Origin of the sequence: Emergencia sp. 1XD21-10 (genome assembly GCF_009936045.1) — a bacterium.
GTDB lineage: Bacteria > Bacillota > Clostridia > Peptostreptococcales > Anaerovoracaceae > Senimuribacter > Senimuribacter intestinalis.
Genome location: NZ_QWEQ01000024.1, coordinates 17,169 through 36,583, shown reverse-complemented (window position 1 = coordinate 36,583; position 19,415 = coordinate 17,169). Strand labels below are relative to the sequence as shown.

Below are 19,415 nucleotides of genomic sequence, written 5' to 3'. Positions count from 1 at the left end.
ACAAAATGAAGAAAAGTCTTATAAAAAAGTTGTTGCTATATCTGGTGATTCTGGCTGGTGTTTTCGTTTTTTGTGCCTGTGGAGATGCAGAAGTGACTCTTCAGATGGGAGAGACTTCCGTCATTTCTGAAAAGGCTGAGATTACGCCCAAGAATGTGCTGGTAACGCCGCAGGTTTATGCGCCTCTTACTCAGAACTTCAGTATGGGCTGGGAAGCTGGTAAAGATGAGAGCTTTGTTGTGGTAGAAGCTACTGTAAGAAATCTGGCAGCAGAGGATATGACTCTTGCAGATATCTGCGCTTTCAGGCTGGAAAGAGACGAAGAAACCTTTACAGAACAGATGACGGCAGCCGTTGATGAAGGAGGCAAGACGCTGACATCCTACCCGACTATCAAAGCTGGGGAAGAAAGCACGGTGTATTTTGTCACAAAGCTGGAAGAATCAGAGGCTAGTGCAGGCAACATGATAGCAGCATTTGCTTTCGATACCGATAAAGATAAAGCTTCATATAACTACAGACTTCCAATTGATACATCAGAGCCAGTAGCAGTATATCAGAAACTGGAATTGAAAGAGAAGGTTATTGTTGAGGGGCTTTGTGAGTTGACCCCAGGTAAGCTGCGCTTTACCACAAAGATTGAGCCGGAAAACCCTGGCTATTTCTACAACTATTTTAAAGCCAGCAACAAGGACGAGAAACTTCTTGTTCTTTATGTGAAGGTGAAGAATCTTTCCAGCGAGAAGAAAGACGCTGACAGTTTTTATGGTGTTCGTATCGTGACGGAGGATGGGGAGAACTATATCGGCAACGTGGTGGCTGACGATGAAAACAAAGCCAACATCACCTCTTACGAGGATATCGGGAAGGGAAAAAACCGCGGGACTTACGGCGTGGCAAGCATTCCAAAAGCTGCAGGAGATGGCAAGTGCAGTCTTTATCTGTATACAGGCGGAAACTATTATTTGTATGAATATGAGAAATAGATGAGAAAGCCCTCGGCAGTATGTCCGGGGGTTTGCTGCTGCTTGCAAGTATGTGAAGAAAGCGCGGAAGATAATACGCAAGTAGGAAGAGGCACTTTAACCTAAATCGCTATTTTTCTAAAAAAGTGTATAAGAAGGTGGGCAATTTTTAACCGAAAAACAGAAAGCATTGAAAAAGTGTATAAGTCAGGGTAAGGTGTATTGCGGTACATCGTGAATTTTCCTTAAATCCTTATAGATTATGCAAGAATATCGAGATGTTGAGAAGTATCTTGCAGAAAATGCAAGCCATGCAGTGATGGAAGGCGAAAGTTTTATACATTTTTCAGGTAAAAATAGAAAATGGGTTAAACGAGGTACTAAAAAACAGCAAATCAACCGACGGTTCCTGTTCAAAAAAACGTATTTCCCTATAATAAAAGGGTAAGGAGGAAGGAATTTTGAATCAAGTAAAAATCGGCAGATTCATAGCAGACTGCCGCAAGGAGAAACACATTACCCAGGCACAGCTTGCGGAGAAATTGAACATTACCAACAGAGCAGTGTCAAAGTGGGAAACCGGAAAGAGTATGCCGGACGTATCCATCATGGTTGAACTATGCGGCATTTTGGGTATTACGGTCAATGAGCTTTTGAGCGGAGAAAGGATTTCCATGGAGCATTATCAGAAAAAAGCAGAAAAAAATTTAATTGAACTGCAGGAGAAAAAAGAAAAAGCAAGAAAGGCCCTAAACAGGGTGGAATTGATTTGGACTATCGCTGCCGTATTGCTGGCACCTGTTCATTTTATGATTAATTATTATTATCCGCAAAATAATGGAACAGGCATCGGCCTATTAATCTTACTGATTGGTCTGTTCCTGTTCACGGGATATTTTCTGCGATATTATGAATTGCGGCTGAAGTAGTCTGGGAGCGCTAGACTTATGCATTGTCGGTCGGCTAAGTGCAGCAAGCTGACCGGCATAAACGCCTAAAATACAGCAAAAAACGCTGAGCACAGCGAAAATGATTCCGATGGAAATTTTCCTTCTTCAAACAGGGTTAGCGTTTCCAGTGAAAAAGTGGAAAAGGTTGTAAAACCGCCGCATACGCTGACTTTCAGAAAGAGCATGAGGGTCGGCGATACGTCTTTTTTGACTGAAGTCATACCGAACAGAAATCCTTACATGGTTTTCATAAAATAAATGAAAACAAAAATTACAATGAAAGCAAAAGCTAAACAGCCGTAATGGGACTCTTGATTTCTGTAAGATGACTGCGATGAATAAGATGGCTTTTTTTGAAGAGGCTCTTGCTTTGGCTTCATGCATCTCTTGCTCTGCTGCTGTTTATAAAGCAATGCCAGCGGATCAGTTTGATTTAAAATCCGTCGATAAAATGAACGAACCCAGTCTATGTCTTCCTGATCACATAGGTCTTCAGAAAATGCGTCCTCTTCGTGGGCCAGATAGTTACGTATGTGGCGAAGGTGTTTCAGCTGTTTCAAATCAGAGTACCAGTTTGGAATGCCCTGACATTCCCGCGCGTAGTTTTTTTGCATTTCATCAATATAAAGCGTCACACCGTGGTTTTCACCATAGAGGTCGCCGCACAGCTTGTCCAGTCGTTTGAATTCTTCAAAGAATGTATAATTTGAATTTCTCATAACAAATCCTAACAGAAACGTTACAGCTTTTCGATATGTTTTTTAATCGCTTCAAAGCTGGTGTCGCTGATGCAGTGTTCCATGCGGCAGGCGTCTTCGTAAGCAAGGGATTCCTCTACACCCAGAAGTATCAGTGCTTTTGCCAGCACATTGTGCTTCTCATAGGTCTTTTCAGCGATAAATAGTCCCTGTTTTGTCAACTCAATCTGTCCATCACTGTCCATTGTCACAAAACCGTTTTCGCGAAACTTTTTCATGGCGACACTGACGGTAGGCTTAGAAAAACCCATTTCATTGACGATATCGATGGAACGGACCGAACCGTTTCTCTTCTTTAAAATATATATGGTTTCAAAATAATCTTCTGCAGATTGTTGGATTTTCATAACATGTCCTCATTTCATTTTTTCCTATTCTATCATAAAAAAAAAGTATTGACAAGAAGGTTAGGGTGTGCTAACCTATAAAAGCAATGAGTTAGAATAAACTAACTGGAGAGGAGGATAGGTCGATGAGTGTGGTAATTATTGGAGGACACGAGCGAATGGAGCGCAGGTATCAGAAAATATGTGAGGAATACGGGTGTACTGCCAAAGTTTACACCAAGGAAAAGGGCGCCATGAAGAAAAAAATCGGCTCACCGGATTTATTGATTTGTTTTACTACTACAGTATCGCATAAAATGGTACATGCGGCGTCTCAAGAGGCAAAGCGAGGCGGCTTTCCGATTGCACATTGTCACAGCAGCAGCGGCTACGCTTTGGCAGAAGTGCTGAAGCAGCAGATACCTGCGTCTTTGAATCCGTGAGTTAGGTAGTGCTAACTATTGCAGCAAGAACACATGTAAGGAGGAATTATGATGCCTTTATCCATGGCAAAACCGGGTGAAACCGTAACAATAAAGAAAATCGGCGGTAAGCCTGAAGTCCGTCAGCATATGGCAGAACTCGGGTTTGTGGTAGATGAGACGGTAACCGTTGTCAGCGAAGTCGGTGGAAATATGATTCTGCAGGTAAAAGATAGCAGAATTGCTTTGGGCAAAGATATGGCCGGAAAAATTATGTTTTAAATTGGGAGGTAATGATGCGTACTTTAAAGGAAGTAAACGTAGGAGAAACTGTTTCAGTGGAGAAAATTAACGGAGCAGGCGCAGTAAAAAGAAGAATTATGGACATGGGGTTGACAAAAGGAACGACTGTTTATATCAGAAAAGTTGCTCCGCTGGGTGACCCTATTGAATTGACTGTCAGAGGATATGAACTCAGTATCAGAAAAGCGGATGCTGAAATGATAGATGTTAAATAAGGGAGGAAGAAAGAATGCAGTACAAAATAGCCCTTGCCGGAAACCCAAACAGCGGTAAGACGACTTTATTTAACGCCTTGACAGGAAGCGCCCAGTATGTGGGCAACTGGCCTGGCGTAACCGTAGAAAAGAAAGACGGAAAACTGAAAGGACATAACGATGTTATTATTCAGGACTTGCCGGGCATTTATTCCCTGTCCCCATACACCTTAGAAGAAGTTGTATCCAGAAGATATCTTGTCACTGAAAAACCGGACGCAATTTTAAATATTATCGATGGCACCAACATCGAAAGAAATCTGTACTTAACCACACAGCTCATCGAGCTGGGGATTCCTGTGCTGGTGTGCGTCAACATGATGGATCTTGTCAGAAAGAACGGAGATAAGGTTGACCTTGACAAGCTTAGCAAAGAACTGGGCTGCCAGGTTCTTCCAATCAGCGCCTTGAAAGGGGAAGGCTGCATCGAGGCAGCAGAAAAAGCGCTGAAAATCGCAGAGAAACATAAGACAGTAGATATGCCTCACGTATTTACTGGAAGCGTGGAACATGCCATTGCGCATATTGAAGAATCCATCTCACTGATGGTCGATCAAAATTTCCTGCGCTGGTATGCAATTAAAATCTTTGAGAGAGATGAAGATGTTTTAGATACGCTGAAAATAGATGCCGATTTATTAGAACATTTGGAAGAACATATCAAAGACTGCGAAACGGAACTGGACGATGAAGCGGAAAGCATCATCACAAACCAGAGATACGCATATATCAGTAAAATTGTCGGCAGTGCAGTCGTGAAGAAAGAAAGACGCGAAAATCTGACTATTTCTGATAAAATTGACAGGATTGTTACCAATAGAATTCTAGCACTTCCAATTTTTATCGTGGTTATGTGGCTGGTATACTATATCGCCATGTCTACAGTGGGTGCAATGGCAACAGATTGGACCAACGATGTGCTCTTTGGAGATATTGTACCGCCTGCAGTTTCCGGATTCTTAGAAGGCATTGGCTGTGCAGACTGGCTGGTTGGCTTAATTGTAGATGGTGTGGTTGCCGGTGTAGGTGCAGTGCTCGGATTTGTACCGCAGATGTTAGTACTGTTCATTTTGCTGGCGTTCCTGGAAAGCTGCGGCTACATGGCAAGAATTGCTTTCATCATGGATAGAATCTTCCGCAGGTTCGGACTTTCCGGAAAATCCTTTATTCCGATGCTGGTCGGCGTTGGCTGTGGTGTGCCAGGCGTTATGGCTTCAAGAACCATCGAAAGCGACCGCGACAGAAAAATGACTGTTATGACGACAACTTTTATTCCGTGCGGCGCAAAGATGCCGATTGTAGCGCTCATCGCAGGCGCGCTCTTTGACGGAGATGCATGGGTAGCGACCAGTGCATACTTTGTAGGTGTTGCAGCTATCGTAATTTCAGGAATCATCCTGAAGAAGACAAAGATGTTTGCGGGAGAACCTGCACCGTTTGTTATGGAACTTCCGGCATATCATATGCCGACCATCGGTACACTTCTTAGAAGAATGTGGGAAAGAGGCTGGTCTTTTATTAAAAGAGCTGGTACAATTATCTTATTATCCACAATCGTAATCTGGTTCCTGTCCAACTTCAGTGTACAGGGCGGATTCCATATGATTTCCGACGTATTGGAACAGGATACGACACTGCTTGCAAATCTGGGGACACTTCTTGCATGGATTTTCGTTCCACTGGGATTCGGAAGCTGGAAAGCGACCGTTGCGGCTATTACCGGTCTTGTAGCGAAGGAAAACGTAGTTGGTACATTCGGCGTACTTTATGGATTTGCAGAAGTTGCTGAAGATGGTGCAGAATACTGGAGTGCATTGTCCGCAGACTTTACCGCAGCAGCAGCTTACGCATTCTTAGTATTCAATCTGCTCTGCGCTCCATGCTTTGCGGCAATGGGTGCAATTAAGAGAGAAATGAACAACACCAAGTGGTTCTGGTTTGCAATCGGTTATCAGACCATCCTTGCTTATCTGGTATCTATGTGTGTATATCAGTTCTGGACAGCTTTCGCCGGCGGCGGATTCGGAATCGGAACAGTCGCAGCAATTGTAGCGGCAGCGTTCATCATTTATATGTTGGTTCGTCCGGCTTCTCAGAGCACTGAAAGTATTAAAAAAGTTGCGTATAAGAATAATAAAGCGGCATAAAAAATATGGAGGGGTGATAGCATGAATGCAGCGACGATTGGCGTATTACTCATTGTAGTAATACTGGCAGGGCTTGCGCTTTGGTCGATTATCAAGAGCAAGAAAAATGGCGGCGGCTGTGCGGGCTGCGATGGCTGCGGCGGTGGCTGCAGTCACTGCAATGTTGAAAAGGGAAATTGAAGAGAGTATGAAAGAAAAGGACGGTGCGCCAAATTGATGCACCGTCCTTTGATATTGGTACTAGATAATCTCTGCGATTTCTTCAAAACTCTTTTTCTTTAGTATAGGAAGTTTGTAGTTAGGATCAGGTTTACCCACGACAAGAACCATAACCGGAGTTTCCTCTTCCGGACGCCCGAGAAGGGTGCGAAGGAAGGTTGGCGGTGCCGGTGTATAGGTCAGACTGGCAAGACCGGCGTTTCGCAGTGCATTGATCAGAAAACCGATGGAAATACCGATGGATTCGTTGACATAATAATTCTGATCTTTGGTACCGTCTTCCAATGTTTTGTACCATTCCTTGAAGATAACGATGAGACAAGGTGCTTGTGTAAGGAAAGGCTTTTCCCAGTTGACGTCCAGCTTGTCAAGGTCAGCTTGCCATTCGGCAGTAATTTTGCTTTCGTAAAATTTCTTTTCGACTTTTTCGGCTTCTTCTCGAATTTTTGCTTTCATAGCCGGATCGGTTACGATACTAAAATGCCAAGGCTGCTTGTCTGCACCGTTAGGGGCAGTTCCCGCAGTTAAAACACAGTTTTTGATCACTTCCATGTCAATGGGATCTGGCAGGAATTCTCTGTAAGTGCGGCGCTTGCGGGATTCTTCCAAAAGTTTTTTTGATTTCTCTTTCATGAAAAAATACCTCCTGTAAAATAACTAAGAAAAGAATAGCACAGTTTTTTTGACAATGCAAGGTATAATTGTTATACTTGAACAAAAAATATTCATATATATTGTGGTTTATAAACATGAAACGCTGTTTCTCTGTACAGTGGAACAGTGCATGCATTCACCAAAAATACACAAAAACATCATAAAAAAATGTGAAAATCCTGTTGACATTAGGGCAGAATAGGACTATATTATATATAGTGATTAGCACTCAAAAGAAGTGAGTGCTAATAAGGAGAAGCGTTATGGAATTAACAGATAGAAAATTGAAGATTTTACAGGCCATTATCAGTGACTATGTCAGATCAGCAGAGCCTGTGGGTTCCAGAACCCTCTCGAAGAGATTTGATCTGGGCATCAGTCCGGCCACAATCAGAAATGAAATGAGTGACCTAGAGGAGATGGGATATCTGACCCATCCGCATACTTCGGCTGGAAGAGTTCCTTCTGATAAGGCGTACAGATTATATGTGAATAAGCTGATGGAGAAACGTGAGCTGAGCCCGATTGAGAAAAATCTCATTGCAGAAAAACTCAGGGCAGATGTCAGCGAATTTGATGAGACCATCAAGCACGCTGCCAGAATCCTTTCAGAGATTACCAATCTGACTTCTTTTGCGATGACGCCGACCAAAAATGAGGATACTCTGAAGTTCATCAACCTATTGCCGGTGGATGAGAATACAGTGGTTTTGATGATCGTGTCAGAGAGTGGAAAGATTTCCAACACAGCCCTAAGAATGCGGGTACCCTATACCGAAGAAGGACTGCAGATTCTGGCAAAGAATATGACCTATAATTTTAACGGCAAGAAGATTACAGATGTTCTGAAAGAACACATTATCGCAAGTTTTGAGTCTGACATAGAGGCGATGAGCAAGCTGGCTGAGAATATCATGCCAAACTTTATGAAGACATTGGAAGATATGCTCAATGTGAATCTCTATATGGATGGACTTACTAATATATTCGACATTCCGGAATATAACGATCTGGAAAAGGCAAAGAGCTTTCTTTCGCTTCTGGATAAGAAAGAAGACTTTGCGAAGAAGTTAATGGAGAGAGAAGATGGTATCATCGTTACCATTGGAGATGAAAATGCTGATGATTTGATGAATGATTGTTCCATGATTACGGCAACCTATCATGTAGACGGCAAGATGGTCGGCAAGATTGGCGTTATTGGTCCGACTCGTATGAAGTATGGAGAAATTACTTCTATCATCGAGTATCTGACTGACAATCTCAGCAGCACATTTCAACTAGAAGGCGGTGAAGACGAAGAGTGAGTGAGGAGACTAAGGTGAACCAGGAAGAATTAAAAGAAGAATTGAACCAAGAAGAAGCATCAGAAATGGAAGAAAATGAAATGCCGGCAGATGATAATGCTGAGGAATCCTGCGAAGAGCAGACAGAAACCAAAGAAGAGACATCTGAGGAAGACGAAGCGTTGAATACCAAATATCTTAGATTGATGGCAGACTTTCAGAACTATAAGAGACGGGCAGAAAAAGAGAAAGGCGATATTTATGCCTATGCCAATGAGAAAATTATTGTAGAACTTTTGACCGTCATGGATAATTTTGAAAGAGCGTTGCAGCACGAATCCGCAGACGAAAGCTTTGCAGAAGGCATGCGAATGATTTTCAAACAGCTGACTGACGTATTAGAAAAAGCCGGTCTGGAAGAGATCAAGGCACAGGGCGAGGATTTCGATCCGAACTTCCACAATGCTGTCATGACTGAAGACAATGCAGAGTATGAAAGCGGCAAAGTGACAGAAGTGCTTCAAAAGGGATATTTGCTTAATAAGAAGGTTATTAGACCTTCGATGGTTAAAGTCAATAATTAACTTGTCAAATTGTCCCACAGCGTTGTTGCTCTTGATGTTTCGCTTCTCACGTACCAGGAGTACGCTCCGAGGCTTAACATCTTCGGCGCCTAGCTGTGAAACAATTTTACGGCGTTAATTAAAAGGAACGGCTTTAACGAAACTAATGTAAAAAAAGAAAATTTATTATAATCCAAAAGGAGGAATTTTAAATGGCTAAAGTAATCGGTATAGATTTAGGAACAACAAACAGTTGCGTATCCGTGCTGGAAGGTGGCGATCCTGTCGTAATCGCAAATGCAGAGGGTAACAGAACTACACCATCTGTAGTGGGTTTTGCAAAGAATGGTGAAAGACTGGTAGGTGAAACTGCAAAGAGACAGGCAGTAACCAACCCGGACAGAACCATTGCGTCCATCAAGAGACACATGGGTGAAGACTACACTGTAGAAATCGACGGCAAGAAATATACGCCGCAGGATATTTCTGCAATGATCCTTTCCAAGCTGAAGGCGGATGCAGAGGCTTATTTAGGTGAAAAAGTAACAGAGGCAGTTATCACTGTTCCTGCTTACTTCTCCGATGCCCAGAAGCAGGCAACTAAGGATGCAGGTAAAATTGCAGGTCTGGAAGTAAAGAGAATCATCAACGAGCCGACTGCCGCATCTTTGGCATATGGTCTTGACAAGGAAGAAGGGTCTCACAAGATTCTGGTATATGACCTGGGCGGTGGTACTTTCGACGTATCCATTCTGGAACTGGGCGACGGCGTATTTGAAGTACTGGCAACCAACGGTGATACCCACCTGGGCGGTGACGACTTTGACAATGCAGTGATGAACTTCCTGGCTGACAGCTTTGCGAAGGAAAACGGTGTAGATCTTCGTGCAGACAAGATGGCACTGCAGAGACTGAAAGAGGCAGCTGAAAAAGCAAAGAAAGAATTATCCAGTGCACAGACCACTAACATCAATCTGCCGTTTATTACAGTAACCGCAGACGGTCCGCTGCACATGAATATGGATCTGACCAGAGCGAAATTTGACCAGCTGACTGCTGATTTAGTAAAGAAATCAATCGAGCCAATGAAGAAAGCTATGGCAGACGCAGGTGTTACCAATGCTGACCTGGCAAAGGTTATCTTAGTCGGCGGTTCCACCAGAATTCCGGCAGTACAGGAAGCTGTTAAGAATGTAACCGGAAAAGATCCGTTTAAGGGTATCAATCCTGACGAATGTGTATCTATCGGTGCTGCTATTCAGGCTGGCGTATTAACCGGCGAAGTTAACGATGTACTGCTTCTGGATGTTACACCGCTGTCTCTGTCCATTGAAACACTAGGCGGCGTAGCTACCAAGCTAATCGAAAGAAATACAACGATTCCAACTAAGAAGAGTCAGATTTTTTCCACAGCTGCTGACAATCAGACTGCTGTAGATATTCACGTAATGCAGGGTGAACGCGAAATGGCTTCCGGCAACATTACACTGGGTCGTTTCCAGCTGACCGGTATTGCACCGGCTCCTCGCGGCATTCCGCAGATTGAGGTTACTTTCGACATCGACGCAAACGGTATTGTAAACGTTAGCGCAAAAGACTTGGGTACCGGTAAAATGCAGAACATTACTATCACTTCTTCCACCAATCTGTCTGAAGATGAAATCAACCAGAAGGTAAAAGAAGCAGAACAGTACGCAGAAGAGGACAAGAAGAGAAAAGCTGAAATCGAAGAAAGAAACAAGGCTGAAAATCTGGTATACGAAACAGAAAAGGCGCTGGGTGAATTAGAAGGCAAGATTTCTGATGATGAAAAGAAATCTGTAGAAGACGCAAAGGAAGACCTGAAGAAAGCATTAGAAGCAAACAATCCGGATGATATTAAGGCAAAGACTGAAGCTTTAACTGAAAAGTTCCATGCAATTTCCACCAAGCTTTACGAGCAGGCTGCGCAGGCACAGCAGGCGGCAGGCGGAGCAGGTTTTGATCCGAATATGGCTGGCGGATTTAATCCGAATGCAGGCGCAGATAGCGCAGCAGGTCCTGCAGGGGATAATGTTGTGGATGCAGATTACGAGGTTGTGGACGACGACAAATAAAATGCTTGCTAAAATCGCTTGTGGCGTTGTTGAAGCCCTAGCCCGATTTGCATGAGCAAATCGATGGTTGGCAAACCTGTGCACTACGAAAATTTTTCGACGTGAAAACAACTAGCTGCTAAATGAAATTTATGAATTTGCTCACGGCGGAGGGACTCCGTCGCGGGCAAATTTCTGCGTTATTGTAAATTAAGTAATGGAAGGTGAAAGTAATGGCAGAAAAACGAGATTATTATGAGGTTCTGGGGCTACAAAAGGGTGCCAGTGACGATGAAATAAAGAAGGCCTTCCGAAAGATGGCGATGAAGTATCATCCTGACAGAAATCCGGGTGATAAGGAGGCCGAAGAAAAATTCAAAGAAGTCAATGAGGCGTATGGTGTATTATCGGATGCTGATAAGAAGAGTAAATATGATCGCTTCGGTCATGCCGGTGTGGATCCAAATGCCGGTTTTGGCGGAGGTGGCTTTGGCGGCTTCGGCGGAAGTGGTGGCTTTGATGATATCTTTGATATTTTCGGCAATATGTTCGGTGGCGGAGGCGGCTTTGGCGGCGGCAGTGCCAGAAGGAACGGACCGAAAAAAGGTCGGGATCTGCAAAAGGCGATTACGATTGAATTTGAAGAAGCTGCTTTCGGAACAAAGAAAGAGATTAGTATTAATAAATATGTAAAGTGCAGCACCTGCAACGGCGAAGGAAATGCGCCCGGAACCGAGAAGAAAACTTGTGCAAACTGCGGCGGAACAGGTCAGGTTCATACCGTGCAGAGAACGCCGTTTGGGCAGTTTCAGAGCACAGGTCCGTGTCCTGAGTGCGGCGGTAAAGGTACTGTGATTGAGACACCGTGTCCTGACTGCAGCGGTAGCGGTAGAGTTCGCAAGACCATTAAAATCAACGTGGATATTCCTGCCGGCGTGGACAACGACAGCGTAATTCCAATCAGAGGGCAGGGTGAACCGGGAGAAAACGGCGGACCAAACGGAGACCTCTACGTTGTAATTACTGTAAAACCGCACAAGGTTTTCAGACGTGAACGTGACAATTTATACTTAGATATTCCAATCACATTTAATCAGGCGGCGCTAGGCGATGAAATCACCGTGCCAACTCTGGACGGCAAGGTTTCCTACAAAGTGCCTGCCGGAACACAGCCCAACACAGTATTCCGGTTAAAAGGCAAAGGGATGAAGAATGTACGCAGCGGCCGCATGGGTGACCTCTATGTGAAAGCAGTGCTGGAAGTTCCAACCAAGCTGAACGCAAAGCAGAAAAAGGTCATTGAGGATATGGGAAAAGCAGTAGACCATAAGTGCTATCAGAAAAAATCCAGCTTTGCGGAGAAGATGAAGGAACTGTTTAAATAGCAATTTTCGAGAGAAAAATAAGCGTGTATATGCTAAAAGCATATGCACGTTTTTTTGTAGATAAGAAAGTTAAGCTGGCATATTTCTTGCTTTTTTATTGATCAGAAACAAATGGAGGTACAGATATGTTTGATTTTCATTTTAGTATACCGACGGAAATCTATTTCGGAAAGGGATGTGAAGAGCGGGCTGGCGCTCTCATGAGCCAATATGCCAGCCGGGTACTGATGATGTATGGAAGCGAGCGGATTTTTCAGATGGGGCTGGGTGAAAAACTGGTCTCATGGCTGGAAGAAGCGGGCTGCACTGTATTTCGATTAGGCGGAGTGAAGCCTAATGCGAGCACAGACTATATTCGCAGCGCGATAGAGCTGGTTCGCAGGAAACAGATTGACGGCATTTTGGCCATTGGCGGCGGCAGCGTCATGGATTCAGCGAAAGCCATTTCCGCAGGCGCTTATTTTGAGGGAGACATCGTGGAATTGTATTCGGATCCACAGGCTGAGCCGAGTCGATTCTTGCCTGTGGGTGCAGTGGTGACGATGCCGGCTACAGCCAGTGAATCCAATGAAATGTCGGTAATCAGTGACAGTATATCGGGAAAGAAAATTGCCCGGGCATTTGCCCAGTCAAAGCCTAAGTTCGCGTTACTTAATCCGGCGCTGACCCTTAGCATCAGCTGTTTTCAGACTGCCAGCGGAGGTTTCGACATCTTTGCGCACGCCTTTGAGCGGTATTTTGACTTAAACAGAAAGAGTAGTCTCTTGGATCGTATGACACTTGCGCTCATAAAAGAAGTGGTGGAAACTTTGCCTAAAGTGCTCAAAAATCCGGAAGACGAAGGGCTGCGCGCAGAACTCATGCTGGCGGCGACAGCAGCGCATAATGACATGCTTGGCCCGGGCGGTGATTTTGCCTGCCATGAAATGAGTCACCAGATCACAGAGACCTTCGGCGTGGCGCATGGCGCTGCTCTGGCCATACTAATTCCGGCTTGGTGCGAATCTGTCAATCATCGCGCGCCACAACGCTTTTGTGAATTTTTCCGGGAAATCTTTGGCGCTGAGGGAACCTGCGAACAAGAGATTATCCAAAATGGAATTGCTGCCTTAGAGCGTTTTATTGCGGAGATTGGTCTTTCTCAAAGACTGGAAATAGAGGAAAGAGATTTTGCTAAGTTGGCTGAACAGACGCTGAATGGAAGACCGTTTATCGGATGGGGCCTGGCAGGGCTTTCTGCCGCAGATATAGAAAAAATTTATAGAAAATGCCTGGTATGTGTTGCATAAGCGCAACAGGTTTGCGAGTACACGCAACAAGATTTGTTATTTTCATAACAATTCCTTGCAAAAATCACATTTTTTCTTTGGCACAGTTTTTGCTCTAGTTAGAAATGTAATTATAAATTATGTCGGAATTTTTAAGGAGGAGAAAAATGAGTAAAGCGAAATCACTGGTTGCTCTTGCAAAAGGCGATGATATTCAGGCAAATGTAACAAAGGTATTTGACCTGATGGGCGGTGTTACCAATGTCATTCGCAAAGGGACTACTGTGGTTCTAAAACCAAACGCAGGACATGCGGAACCACCAGAAACTTCTGTATGTACCAATCCGGAGGTAGTAAGGGCGGTTATTCGCGAGGTAAAAAAGGCAGAACCGAAGAGAATTATCGTAGCGGAAGCTGCTGCAATTGGATGTGATACGATGGAATGCTTTAAGGTCAGCGGCATTCAGGCTGTTGCTGAAGAGGAAGGCGTTGAACTGATGGATATCAAACGCGACAAGGATTTGGTAAAGGTCGCAGTTCGCGGATTCCGCTCTAATATCGATTCCGTAAAGCTGCCTAGATTCCTGCTGGAAGCGGATCATCTAATCAACCTGCCGATTCTGAAGGCACATGCTTCCATGGTATTCTCCGGCGCGCTGAAGAATATCAAGGGAGTGGTACAGGACAAAGTACATATGGATATGCACAAGCAGAACTTGACGATGGCGATGATGGACGTGTGGTCCGTATGCCGCGCCGATATCAATATTATGGATGCGCACCGTGCAGCGTCTGGGTACAGCCCGCATATGCCGGTTCCAATTGAATCTCATATGATTTTGGGCTCTAAAGATCCGGTTGCCATCGACCGTGTTGCTTGTGAAGTGACCGGTATCGATACGACAGCCGTAGATTATTTCAAAGTAGCAGAAGAAACCGGTTTAGGAAACTATGCCATGGATCAGATTGAAGTCGTGGGCAATACCATCGAAGAGTCCTTCATGAAGATGTGGATTCCGTATATCGGAGATATGAGCACCAGATGGCCGGAATACGATGTAAGATGCAAAGGCGGATGCTCCAGCTGTCAGGCGCTGCTTGCCATTAATATGGAAGAACTCAAGGCGGTAAACGCTTACGATGAGAATGCCGGAATGACTGTTGTAATCGGCGGACTCAACGAAATTCCGGAAGACATTCCAGATGAAAAGATTGTACTTCATGGAAACTGCACCAAGAAATATCTGAAACAGCATCCTGGCGCATATCATATCCTGGGATGTCCTCCGAATGAACCGGCGCTGTATTTGACCATTCAGCGGCATGAAACAATTGATGGAACAGGTGATCAGGAGGATGAAATCATTCGTCCGTGCATGGCAAGAGATGCACAGGTATGGCACGATTACGTTTTCGCTAAATTTGAAGAATACAAAAAAGAAAATCCGGAGGCAAAATAATGGATGGTTATATCAGAGTAAAAGCTGGGAAGGAATTTTGGGATATTCTGAATCTCATTTTTACCGATGAATTCATGCAGAAACATACCAACTTTGAGAACTTTGAGTACTTCCGTTATTCCAGCGCGGTAATGTGCAGTTGGAGCGGGGAATATATGATTTATCCGGAAACTGTCTTCAATAATTTTGTGATCGAAAGCACTGTTTTCAAGACTTGGGACGAGATGGTCATGAAAGCGGCGGACGAAAAATTTGAGAAGAAAATAAGCTAAAACTAAAATGATAAAGAGGAGATATAGATATGGCTGACAACAAACAAAAGCTCCAGTCTGAAAACACCAAATCTAACTTTGGTAAAGGCTGGCTGATCATATTTTATTCAATGATTATGTTTTTCTTTCTGATTGGCTTCTCTATCGATGGGCAGAATATCGTAATCGATCAGTGGATCAATGCGAACGGCGGCGGAGCTGATCCAACCGAATTAAAACCGCAACTGCTGAAATTGGCCATGTATGCCGGATTCATCGGCGTAGTTGCTTACTTTGTCATCGGTAGAATCCTGGTCAAGGTTGGAGGAAGAGCGCTCTCTGCAGCATGTCTTGCTTTAGCAGGCGCTTCCTACATCTACTACGGACATTCAACGACAACTACAGGATATTTCATCGGTTTAACGCTGGTTACAGTATTTATCAACGGCGCTGCTTACATCGGAGGCGGCAACCTGGTTACGCAGTGGTTCCCGAAGAAAAAGGGTCTGGCAAACGGATACACCACCATGGGTCACAATCTGGGCTCTGCATTTTATGTACCACTGATTAGCGGATTGATCGGTGCATTCGGCATTGCGAAAGGGATGATGATGCCTGGTATCGCTGCGATTATTATCGCTGTAATCGCTTACTTCATCATAAGAAACACACCGCAGGAAAGAGGTATGTATCCCGATAATGTATCAAAGGAAACATATGAATCCGAATATGCGCAGGAGACAGAAAACGGCGAACCAAGATGGACCGTCGCGAAGCTGTTAAAGACCAAAGAGATGTGGTTCGTTGCCATCATCATCGGCATCAACCAGCTGGTTACCACCGGCGTAATGAGCCAGATGGTTCCAAGAAACATCGAACTGGGTTTTGCGCCTGAAAAGGCTGTATGGTTAATGACAGTCTGCGCCGTTGTCGGCGTCTGCGGATCTTACGGATTCGGCTGGCTTGACCAGAAGCTGGGTGTTAAGAAGGCGGTCATCATGTTCCTGGTATGGTATTGTGCAGCTCTGGCTGTAAACTACGTCCTGAACAGTATGTTAGGCGGATATATCTGCGTGGCAATGGTAGGCGTAGCCATCGGCGCTGCCGCCAACTTCATGACTTCACTTCCTGCATCCGTATTCGGAAGACAGAGTTTTGACGTTGTATACTCCATCTACTTCCCGGTGATGCAGATCGTATTGATGATGAACTACTACATCAACGCGAAGGCTCTGGAATTGACCGGATCCCTGAGAGGCGCTTACCTGGTATTCATCGGTCTTTTAGTTGTCAATGTTGTACTGATCAACTGCTTCGATACGAAGAAGTACAACCTGGACTACAAGAGAGAAGAAGAGCTGGGTGCGTAAACAGTTTTAGAAAATCTGGACAGGCTGCTTCCGTAGTGAAGCGGCCTGCCCGTATATATAAACGGAAAGGTGGAATTTCACATGAGAAACGTAGTGATTACAGCGGGCTGCAGAACGCCGATTGGAGCGCTTGGCGGCCAGTTTAAAACTTTGACATCCTTAGATCTTTCTATTCCGGTCATGCAGAACCTCATCGAGCGCGCAGGCATTGATCCGGTTATCATCGAGGACGTAATTTGGGGATGCAACTATCAAAGAACCTATAAAGAAAACAATCTAGCCAGAGTAGCTGCAGTCAAAGCGGGGCTGCCGGTGACCGTTCCCGGTATCACCATTCACAGAAACTGCACCTCATCCATGTCTTCCATTCAGTTCGGCTATTATCAGATTAAAGCTGGTGAAGCGGACTGCATCATGGCAGGAGGCGCGGACAGCATGAGTACGGCGCCGCATATGGTATTCAACGCTCGCTACGGGCAGAAATACGGCCATATGGAGCTTCGGGATTCTATGTGGGATTCTCTGACTAATCTGGGCGTAGGCCCTGCCATGGGTATCACGGCAGAAAATGTGGCGGACGAGTACGACGTGACCAGAGAACAGATGGACGCCTATGCTCTGCGTTCTCAGCAGAGAGCCGTAGCTGCCATTGACGCCGGCAAGTTTCAGGACGAAATCATTCCGATTACTATAAAAGGTAAAAAAGGCGATACTGTCATCAATACAGACGAGTATCCGCGTCGTGATGCCAGTCTCGAAAAGCTGGCAAAGCTGAAGCCGACTTTCAAAGAGGACGGCAGGGTAACGGCAGGCAATGCCTCCGGCATGAACGACGCGGCTTCCGGCGTGATTCTCATGGCGGAGGATAAGGCAAGGAAGCTGGGTGTTCCGATTCTTGCCCGCATCAAAGCAGTGGCAACCACAGGCGTGCGTCCTGAGGTGATGGGAATCGGTCCAATCAGCGCATCCCAGAAGGCGCTGGAAAAGGCAGGTCTGGCAGTGGACGACATCGACCTCTTTGAAATCAACGAAGCTTTTGCAGCGCAGTGTCTCGCCTGCCAGAAGACGCTGGGTATCCCTGATGAAAAGCTGAACGTCAATGGCAGTGGAATTTCTCTGGGACATCCGGTAGGTGCGACCGGTTCTCGTCTTGTCATTACCTGTATGTACGAACTGATGAAGCGGAAGCAGAAGTATGGACTTGCAACCCTTTGTGCTGGTGGCGGTATGGGAACTGCAGTCATTATTGAGATGGTATAATGAACGCAAATAACCATATCAGCGTTGCTGCAAGGAAGCGTTCATTGAATCATGACTTGCGATTCTATATTCAAAGGAATCGTCATGGTATAATGGAACAAAATGTTGAAAATGGACTGAAATACCAGCTGGACGACAGGGTGCCTTTTGGAGAAAATATGATGTACGGCTTTCAGCAGATTGTCCTGTTTGTCGCGTCGGCTGTGGTGATGCCGGTTGTCGTGGGATACGCCTTAGGACTGGCGCCGGCGGCGGTGGCGGCTATGCTGCAGAGAACCTTTGTCCTCTGCGGTGTGATGACGTTGCTGCAGGTTAGATGGGGTCATCGCTTTCCCATTCAGGACGGTCCGGCAGGTCTCTGGTCGGGACTGTTTCTGCTGATGGTTTCCTCCGCACCGGCCCTTGGCATTTCTTTGGAGAGCCTTCGGACAGATCTGGAAATGGGCATGCTGCTTGCAGGAATTCTGGTCATGGCGCTGGCGGCAAGCGGTTTGATTTGTCGGATGGCAAAGCTGTTTACACCAATCATCAATGGACTTCTGATTCTTCTCATGGTGCTGCAGATCAGCGCCAGCATCATGAAAGGCATGCTGGGCGTCAGCGAGGAATCGCCGGGCATTGACGGAACAGCATTTCTCGTAGCAGTTTTTACCATGGTAGTAATTCTTTTCATCAATCTGTTTACAAAGGGATTTATCCGCAGTATTGCGACCTTTATCGGCATGGTGGCGGGATGGATTTTAGCGGTGGTGCTGGGGATTACAGAAAAGGTGAATTTTCTGCAGAACGGGATCGTGACGATGCCTACGCTTTTAGCCTGGGGAAAACCGACCTATGACGGTGGTGTCGTTTTGACCTGCATGATTAGCGCTTTTGTACTGATTTCTATGGTGTTTGCCAGTATTAACGGCATGGGCGCTATGGTAGGAGAAACGATTACGGAGAAGAAAATGCAGCGTTCTATCTTCTTTCACGGGATGGCGACCTTTATGACCGGCGGATTTTCTTCGATTGCATTTATGCCGTATGTTTCTTCTATCGGGGTGGTGGAAATGACCGGCGTAGCATCCAGGAGACCCATGTATCTGGCAGCGGGCGGTATGATTGTCATGGGATTAATCGCGCCCTTCGGTGCGCTCTTTGCGACTATTCCTGCCTGCGTGGGAAACGGTGCGCTGATTATCATCTTCGCGCTGTGCATCGGGCAGGCGCTCAGGGAATTTCGTAAAGTGGAATTTGAGAGTAGAGAAAACCTGATCGTAGGATTGTCTATGATTATCGGCTGCGGCATCATGTTTCTGCCGGCGGGCACGTTCAGCAAGCTTCCGGCTACGGCAGCCTGCCTCTTGTCTAATGGACTGATTGTAGGAATGGCAGCAGCGTTTTTGCTAGAACATGTGGTAATGCGGAAGAAATCATAGATTTATATAGTTTCAAAATTTGAAAAGCTGTTTGCAGGTAGGGATGAACTGCAGACAGCTTTTTCTTCTTGTGTTTTT

General features: G+C 45.3%; 21 protein-coding genes. 17 read left to right on the top strand and 4 right to left on the bottom strand.

Translation table 11 applies throughout. The features are described 5' to 3' along the window. The first annotated feature begins 5 nt into the window (after positions 1-5). Positions 6-986 (top strand): hypothetical protein, encoded by a 981-nt coding sequence (locus D1151_RS13565; RefSeq protein ID WP_161909249.1) that lies wholly within the window; start codon positions 6-8, stop codon positions 984-986. 440 nt (positions 987-1,426) lie between these two features. Then, complete coding sequence (locus D1151_RS13560) at positions 1,427-1,894, top strand: helix-turn-helix domain-containing protein (protein ID WP_160200487.1); 468 nt, start codon at positions 1,427-1,429, stop codon at positions 1,892-1,894. A gap of 65 nt (positions 1,895-1,959) precedes the next feature. On the opposite strand, the gene D1151_RS13555 is transcribed toward D1151_RS13560, so the two are convergent. From D1151_RS13555 to D1151_RS13545, 3 genes are read right to left on the bottom strand one after another with little or no spacing between them, the layout of a single operon-like run. Then, complete coding sequence (locus D1151_RS13555; protein ID WP_160200486.1) at positions 1,960-2,136, bottom strand: CrcB family protein; 177 nt, start codon at positions 2,134-2,136, stop codon at positions 1,960-1,962. A gap of 15 nt (positions 2,137-2,151) precedes the next feature. Beyond that, complete coding sequence (locus tag D1151_RS13550) at positions 2,152-2,634, bottom strand: DUF6548 family protein (RefSeq protein WP_161909248.1); 483 nt, start codon at positions 2,632-2,634, stop codon at positions 2,152-2,154. Positions 2,635-2,654: 20 nt separating this feature from the next. Next, complete coding sequence (locus D1151_RS13545) at positions 2,655-3,020, bottom strand: metal-dependent transcriptional regulator (RefSeq protein WP_160200484.1); 366 nt, start codon at positions 3,018-3,020, stop codon at positions 2,655-2,657. A 125-nt stretch (positions 3,021-3,145) separates the two neighbouring features. On the opposite strand from D1151_RS13545, the gene D1151_RS13540 reads away from it, so the two are divergent. Genes D1151_RS13540 through D1151_RS13520 form a run of 5 tightly spaced genes read left to right on the top strand, consistent with a single transcriptional unit; the run spans position 3,146 to position 6,305 of the window. Next, positions 3,146-3,442, top strand: a complete 297-nt coding sequence (locus D1151_RS13540) for a DUF2325 domain-containing protein (RefSeq protein ID WP_160200483.1) — start codon at positions 3,146-3,148, stop codon at positions 3,440-3,442. A gap of 48 nt (positions 3,443-3,490) precedes the next feature. Continuing rightward, the gene (locus D1151_RS13535; protein ID WP_160200482.1) at positions 3,491-3,703 is read left to right on the top strand and encodes a FeoA family protein; all 213 of its coding nucleotides are present in this window, start codon (positions 3,491-3,493) and stop codon (positions 3,701-3,703) included. Between the two features lie 14 nt (positions 3,704-3,717). Beyond that, positions 3,718-3,939: a ferrous iron transport protein A gene (locus D1151_RS13530; RefSeq protein ID WP_160200481.1), complete on the top strand. Its 222-nt coding sequence runs from the start codon at positions 3,718-3,720 to the stop codon at positions 3,937-3,939. A gap of 14 nt (positions 3,940-3,953) precedes the next feature. Beyond that, positions 3,954-6,125 carry a ferrous iron transport protein B gene (feoB, locus tag D1151_RS13525; protein WP_161909247.1) on the top strand — a complete coding sequence of 724 codons (2,172 nt, stop codon included), beginning with the start codon at positions 3,954-3,956 and terminating at the stop codon, positions 6,123-6,125. A 21-nt stretch (positions 6,126-6,146) separates the two neighbouring features. Further along, a complete protein-coding gene (locus D1151_RS13520) occupies positions 6,147-6,305 on the top strand; it encodes a FeoB-associated Cys-rich membrane protein (protein WP_160200479.1) in 159 nt (52 codons plus the stop codon). Positions 6,306-6,365: 60 nt separating this feature from the next. Here D1151_RS13520 and D1151_RS13515 read toward each other — a convergent pair whose 3' ends face one another. Further along, a complete protein-coding gene (locus tag D1151_RS13515) occupies positions 6,366-6,977 on the bottom strand; it encodes a nitroreductase family protein (protein ID WP_161909246.1) in 612 nt (203 codons plus the stop codon). Between the two features lie 284 nt (positions 6,978-7,261). On the opposite strand from D1151_RS13515, the gene hrcA reads away from it, so the two are divergent. The 10 genes from hrcA (at position 7,262) to D1151_RS13465 (ending at position 19,337) form a co-directional block, all read left to right on the top strand. Next, the gene (gene hrcA / locus D1151_RS13510; protein WP_161909245.1) at positions 7,262-8,305 is read left to right on the top strand and encodes a heat-inducible transcriptional repressor HrcA; all 1,044 of its coding nucleotides are present in this window, start codon (positions 7,262-7,264) and stop codon (positions 8,303-8,305) included. Between the two features lie 14 nt (positions 8,306-8,319). Next, positions 8,320-8,868, top strand: a complete 549-nt coding sequence (gene grpE / locus D1151_RS13505) for a nucleotide exchange factor GrpE (RefSeq protein WP_330588345.1) — start codon at positions 8,320-8,322, stop codon at positions 8,866-8,868. A 191-nt stretch (positions 8,869-9,059) separates the two neighbouring features. After that, positions 9,060-10,943: a molecular chaperone DnaK gene (gene dnaK / locus D1151_RS13500; protein WP_160200475.1), complete on the top strand. Its 1,884-nt coding sequence runs from the start codon at positions 9,060-9,062 to the stop codon at positions 10,941-10,943. 212 nt (positions 10,944-11,155) lie between these two features. Continuing rightward, positions 11,156-12,307 (top strand): molecular chaperone DnaJ, encoded by a 1,152-nt coding sequence (gene dnaJ, locus D1151_RS13495; protein ID WP_160200474.1) that lies wholly within the window; start codon positions 11,156-11,158, stop codon positions 12,305-12,307. A gap of 125 nt (positions 12,308-12,432) precedes the next feature. After that, positions 12,433-13,596, top strand: coding sequence for an iron-containing alcohol dehydrogenase (locus D1151_RS13490; RefSeq protein WP_161909243.1), 1,164 nt, complete (start codon positions 12,433-12,435; stop codon positions 13,594-13,596). 146 nt (positions 13,597-13,742) lie between these two features. Further along, on the top strand, positions 13,743-15,035 hold the full coding sequence (locus D1151_RS13485; protein ID WP_160200472.1) for a DUF362 domain-containing protein: 1,293 nt from the start codon (positions 13,743-13,745) through the stop codon (positions 15,033-15,035). Next, positions 15,035-15,307 carry a hypothetical protein gene (locus D1151_RS13480; RefSeq protein ID WP_161909242.1) on the top strand — a complete coding sequence of 91 codons (273 nt, stop codon included), beginning with the start codon at positions 15,035-15,037 and terminating at the stop codon, positions 15,305-15,307. Before D1151_RS13485 ends, D1151_RS13480 begins: the two co-directional genes overlap by 1 nt. Before the next feature lie 29 nt (positions 15,308-15,336). Further along, complete coding sequence (locus D1151_RS13475; protein WP_161909241.1) at positions 15,337-16,656, top strand: nitrate/nitrite transporter; 1,320 nt, start codon at positions 15,337-15,339, stop codon at positions 16,654-16,656. Between the two features lie 81 nt (positions 16,657-16,737). Beyond that, positions 16,738-17,916 carry a thiolase family protein gene (locus D1151_RS13470; RefSeq protein ID WP_160200469.1) on the top strand — a complete coding sequence of 393 codons (1,179 nt, stop codon included), beginning with the start codon at positions 16,738-16,740 and terminating at the stop codon, positions 17,914-17,916. A 92-nt stretch (positions 17,917-18,008) separates the two neighbouring features. After that, a complete protein-coding gene (locus tag D1151_RS13465; RefSeq protein ID WP_161909240.1) occupies positions 18,009-19,337 on the top strand; it encodes a uracil-xanthine permease family protein in 1,329 nt (442 codons plus the stop codon). The last annotated feature ends 78 nt before the right edge of the window (positions 19,338-19,415 follow it).

What these genes read in the sequence shown, in the direction of transcription:
- D1151_RS13565 (WP_161909249.1), top strand. Translation starts at nt 6, where the DNA reads ATGAAGAAAAGTCTTATAAAAAAGTTGTTGCTATATCTGGTGATTCTG.
- D1151_RS13555 (WP_160200486.1), bottom strand. Translation starts at nt 2,136, where the DNA reads ATGACTTCAGTCAAAAAAGACGTATCGCCGACCCTCATGCTCTTTCTG.
- D1151_RS13550 (WP_161909248.1), bottom strand. Translation starts at nt 2,634, where the DNA reads ATGAGAAATTCAAATTATACATTCTTTGAAGAATTCAAACGACTGGAC.
- D1151_RS13545 (WP_160200484.1), bottom strand. Translation starts at nt 3,020, where the DNA reads ATGAAAATCCAACAATCTGCAGAAGATTATTTTGAAACCATATATATT.
- D1151_RS13540 (WP_160200483.1), top strand. Translation starts at nt 3,146, where the DNA reads ATGAGTGTGGTAATTATTGGAGGACACGAGCGAATGGAGCGCAGGTAT.
- D1151_RS13535 (WP_160200482.1), top strand. Translation starts at nt 3,491, where the DNA reads ATGATGCCTTTATCCATGGCAAAACCGGGTGAAACCGTAACAATAAAG.
- D1151_RS13530 (WP_160200481.1), top strand. Translation starts at nt 3,718, where the DNA reads ATGCGTACTTTAAAGGAAGTAAACGTAGGAGAAACTGTTTCAGTGGAG.
- feoB (WP_161909247.1), top strand. Translation starts at nt 3,954, where the DNA reads ATGCAGTACAAAATAGCCCTTGCCGGAAACCCAAACAGCGGTAAGACG.
- D1151_RS13520 (WP_160200479.1), top strand. Translation starts at nt 6,147, where the DNA reads ATGAATGCAGCGACGATTGGCGTATTACTCATTGTAGTAATACTGGCA.
- D1151_RS13515 (WP_161909246.1), bottom strand. Translation starts at nt 6,977, where the DNA reads ATGAAAGAGAAATCAAAAAAACTTTTGGAAGAATCCCGCAAGCGCCGC.
- hrcA (WP_161909245.1), top strand. Translation starts at nt 7,262, where the DNA reads ATGGAATTAACAGATAGAAAATTGAAGATTTTACAGGCCATTATCAGT.
- dnaK (WP_160200475.1), top strand. Translation starts at nt 9,060, where the DNA reads ATGGCTAAAGTAATCGGTATAGATTTAGGAACAACAAACAGTTGCGTA.
- dnaJ (WP_160200474.1), top strand. Translation starts at nt 11,156, where the DNA reads ATGGCAGAAAAACGAGATTATTATGAGGTTCTGGGGCTACAAAAGGGT.
- D1151_RS13490 (WP_161909243.1), top strand. Translation starts at nt 12,433, where the DNA reads ATGTTTGATTTTCATTTTAGTATACCGACGGAAATCTATTTCGGAAAG.
- D1151_RS13485 (WP_160200472.1), top strand. Translation starts at nt 13,743, where the DNA reads ATGAGTAAAGCGAAATCACTGGTTGCTCTTGCAAAAGGCGATGATATT.
- D1151_RS13480 (WP_161909242.1), top strand. Translation starts at nt 15,035, where the DNA reads ATGGATGGTTATATCAGAGTAAAAGCTGGGAAGGAATTTTGGGATATT.
- D1151_RS13475 (WP_161909241.1), top strand. Translation starts at nt 15,337, where the DNA reads ATGGCTGACAACAAACAAAAGCTCCAGTCTGAAAACACCAAATCTAAC.
- D1151_RS13470 (WP_160200469.1), top strand. Translation starts at nt 16,738, where the DNA reads ATGAGAAACGTAGTGATTACAGCGGGCTGCAGAACGCCGATTGGAGCG.
- D1151_RS13465 (WP_161909240.1), top strand. Translation starts at nt 18,009, where the DNA reads ATGGAACAAAATGTTGAAAATGGACTGAAATACCAGCTGGACGACAGG.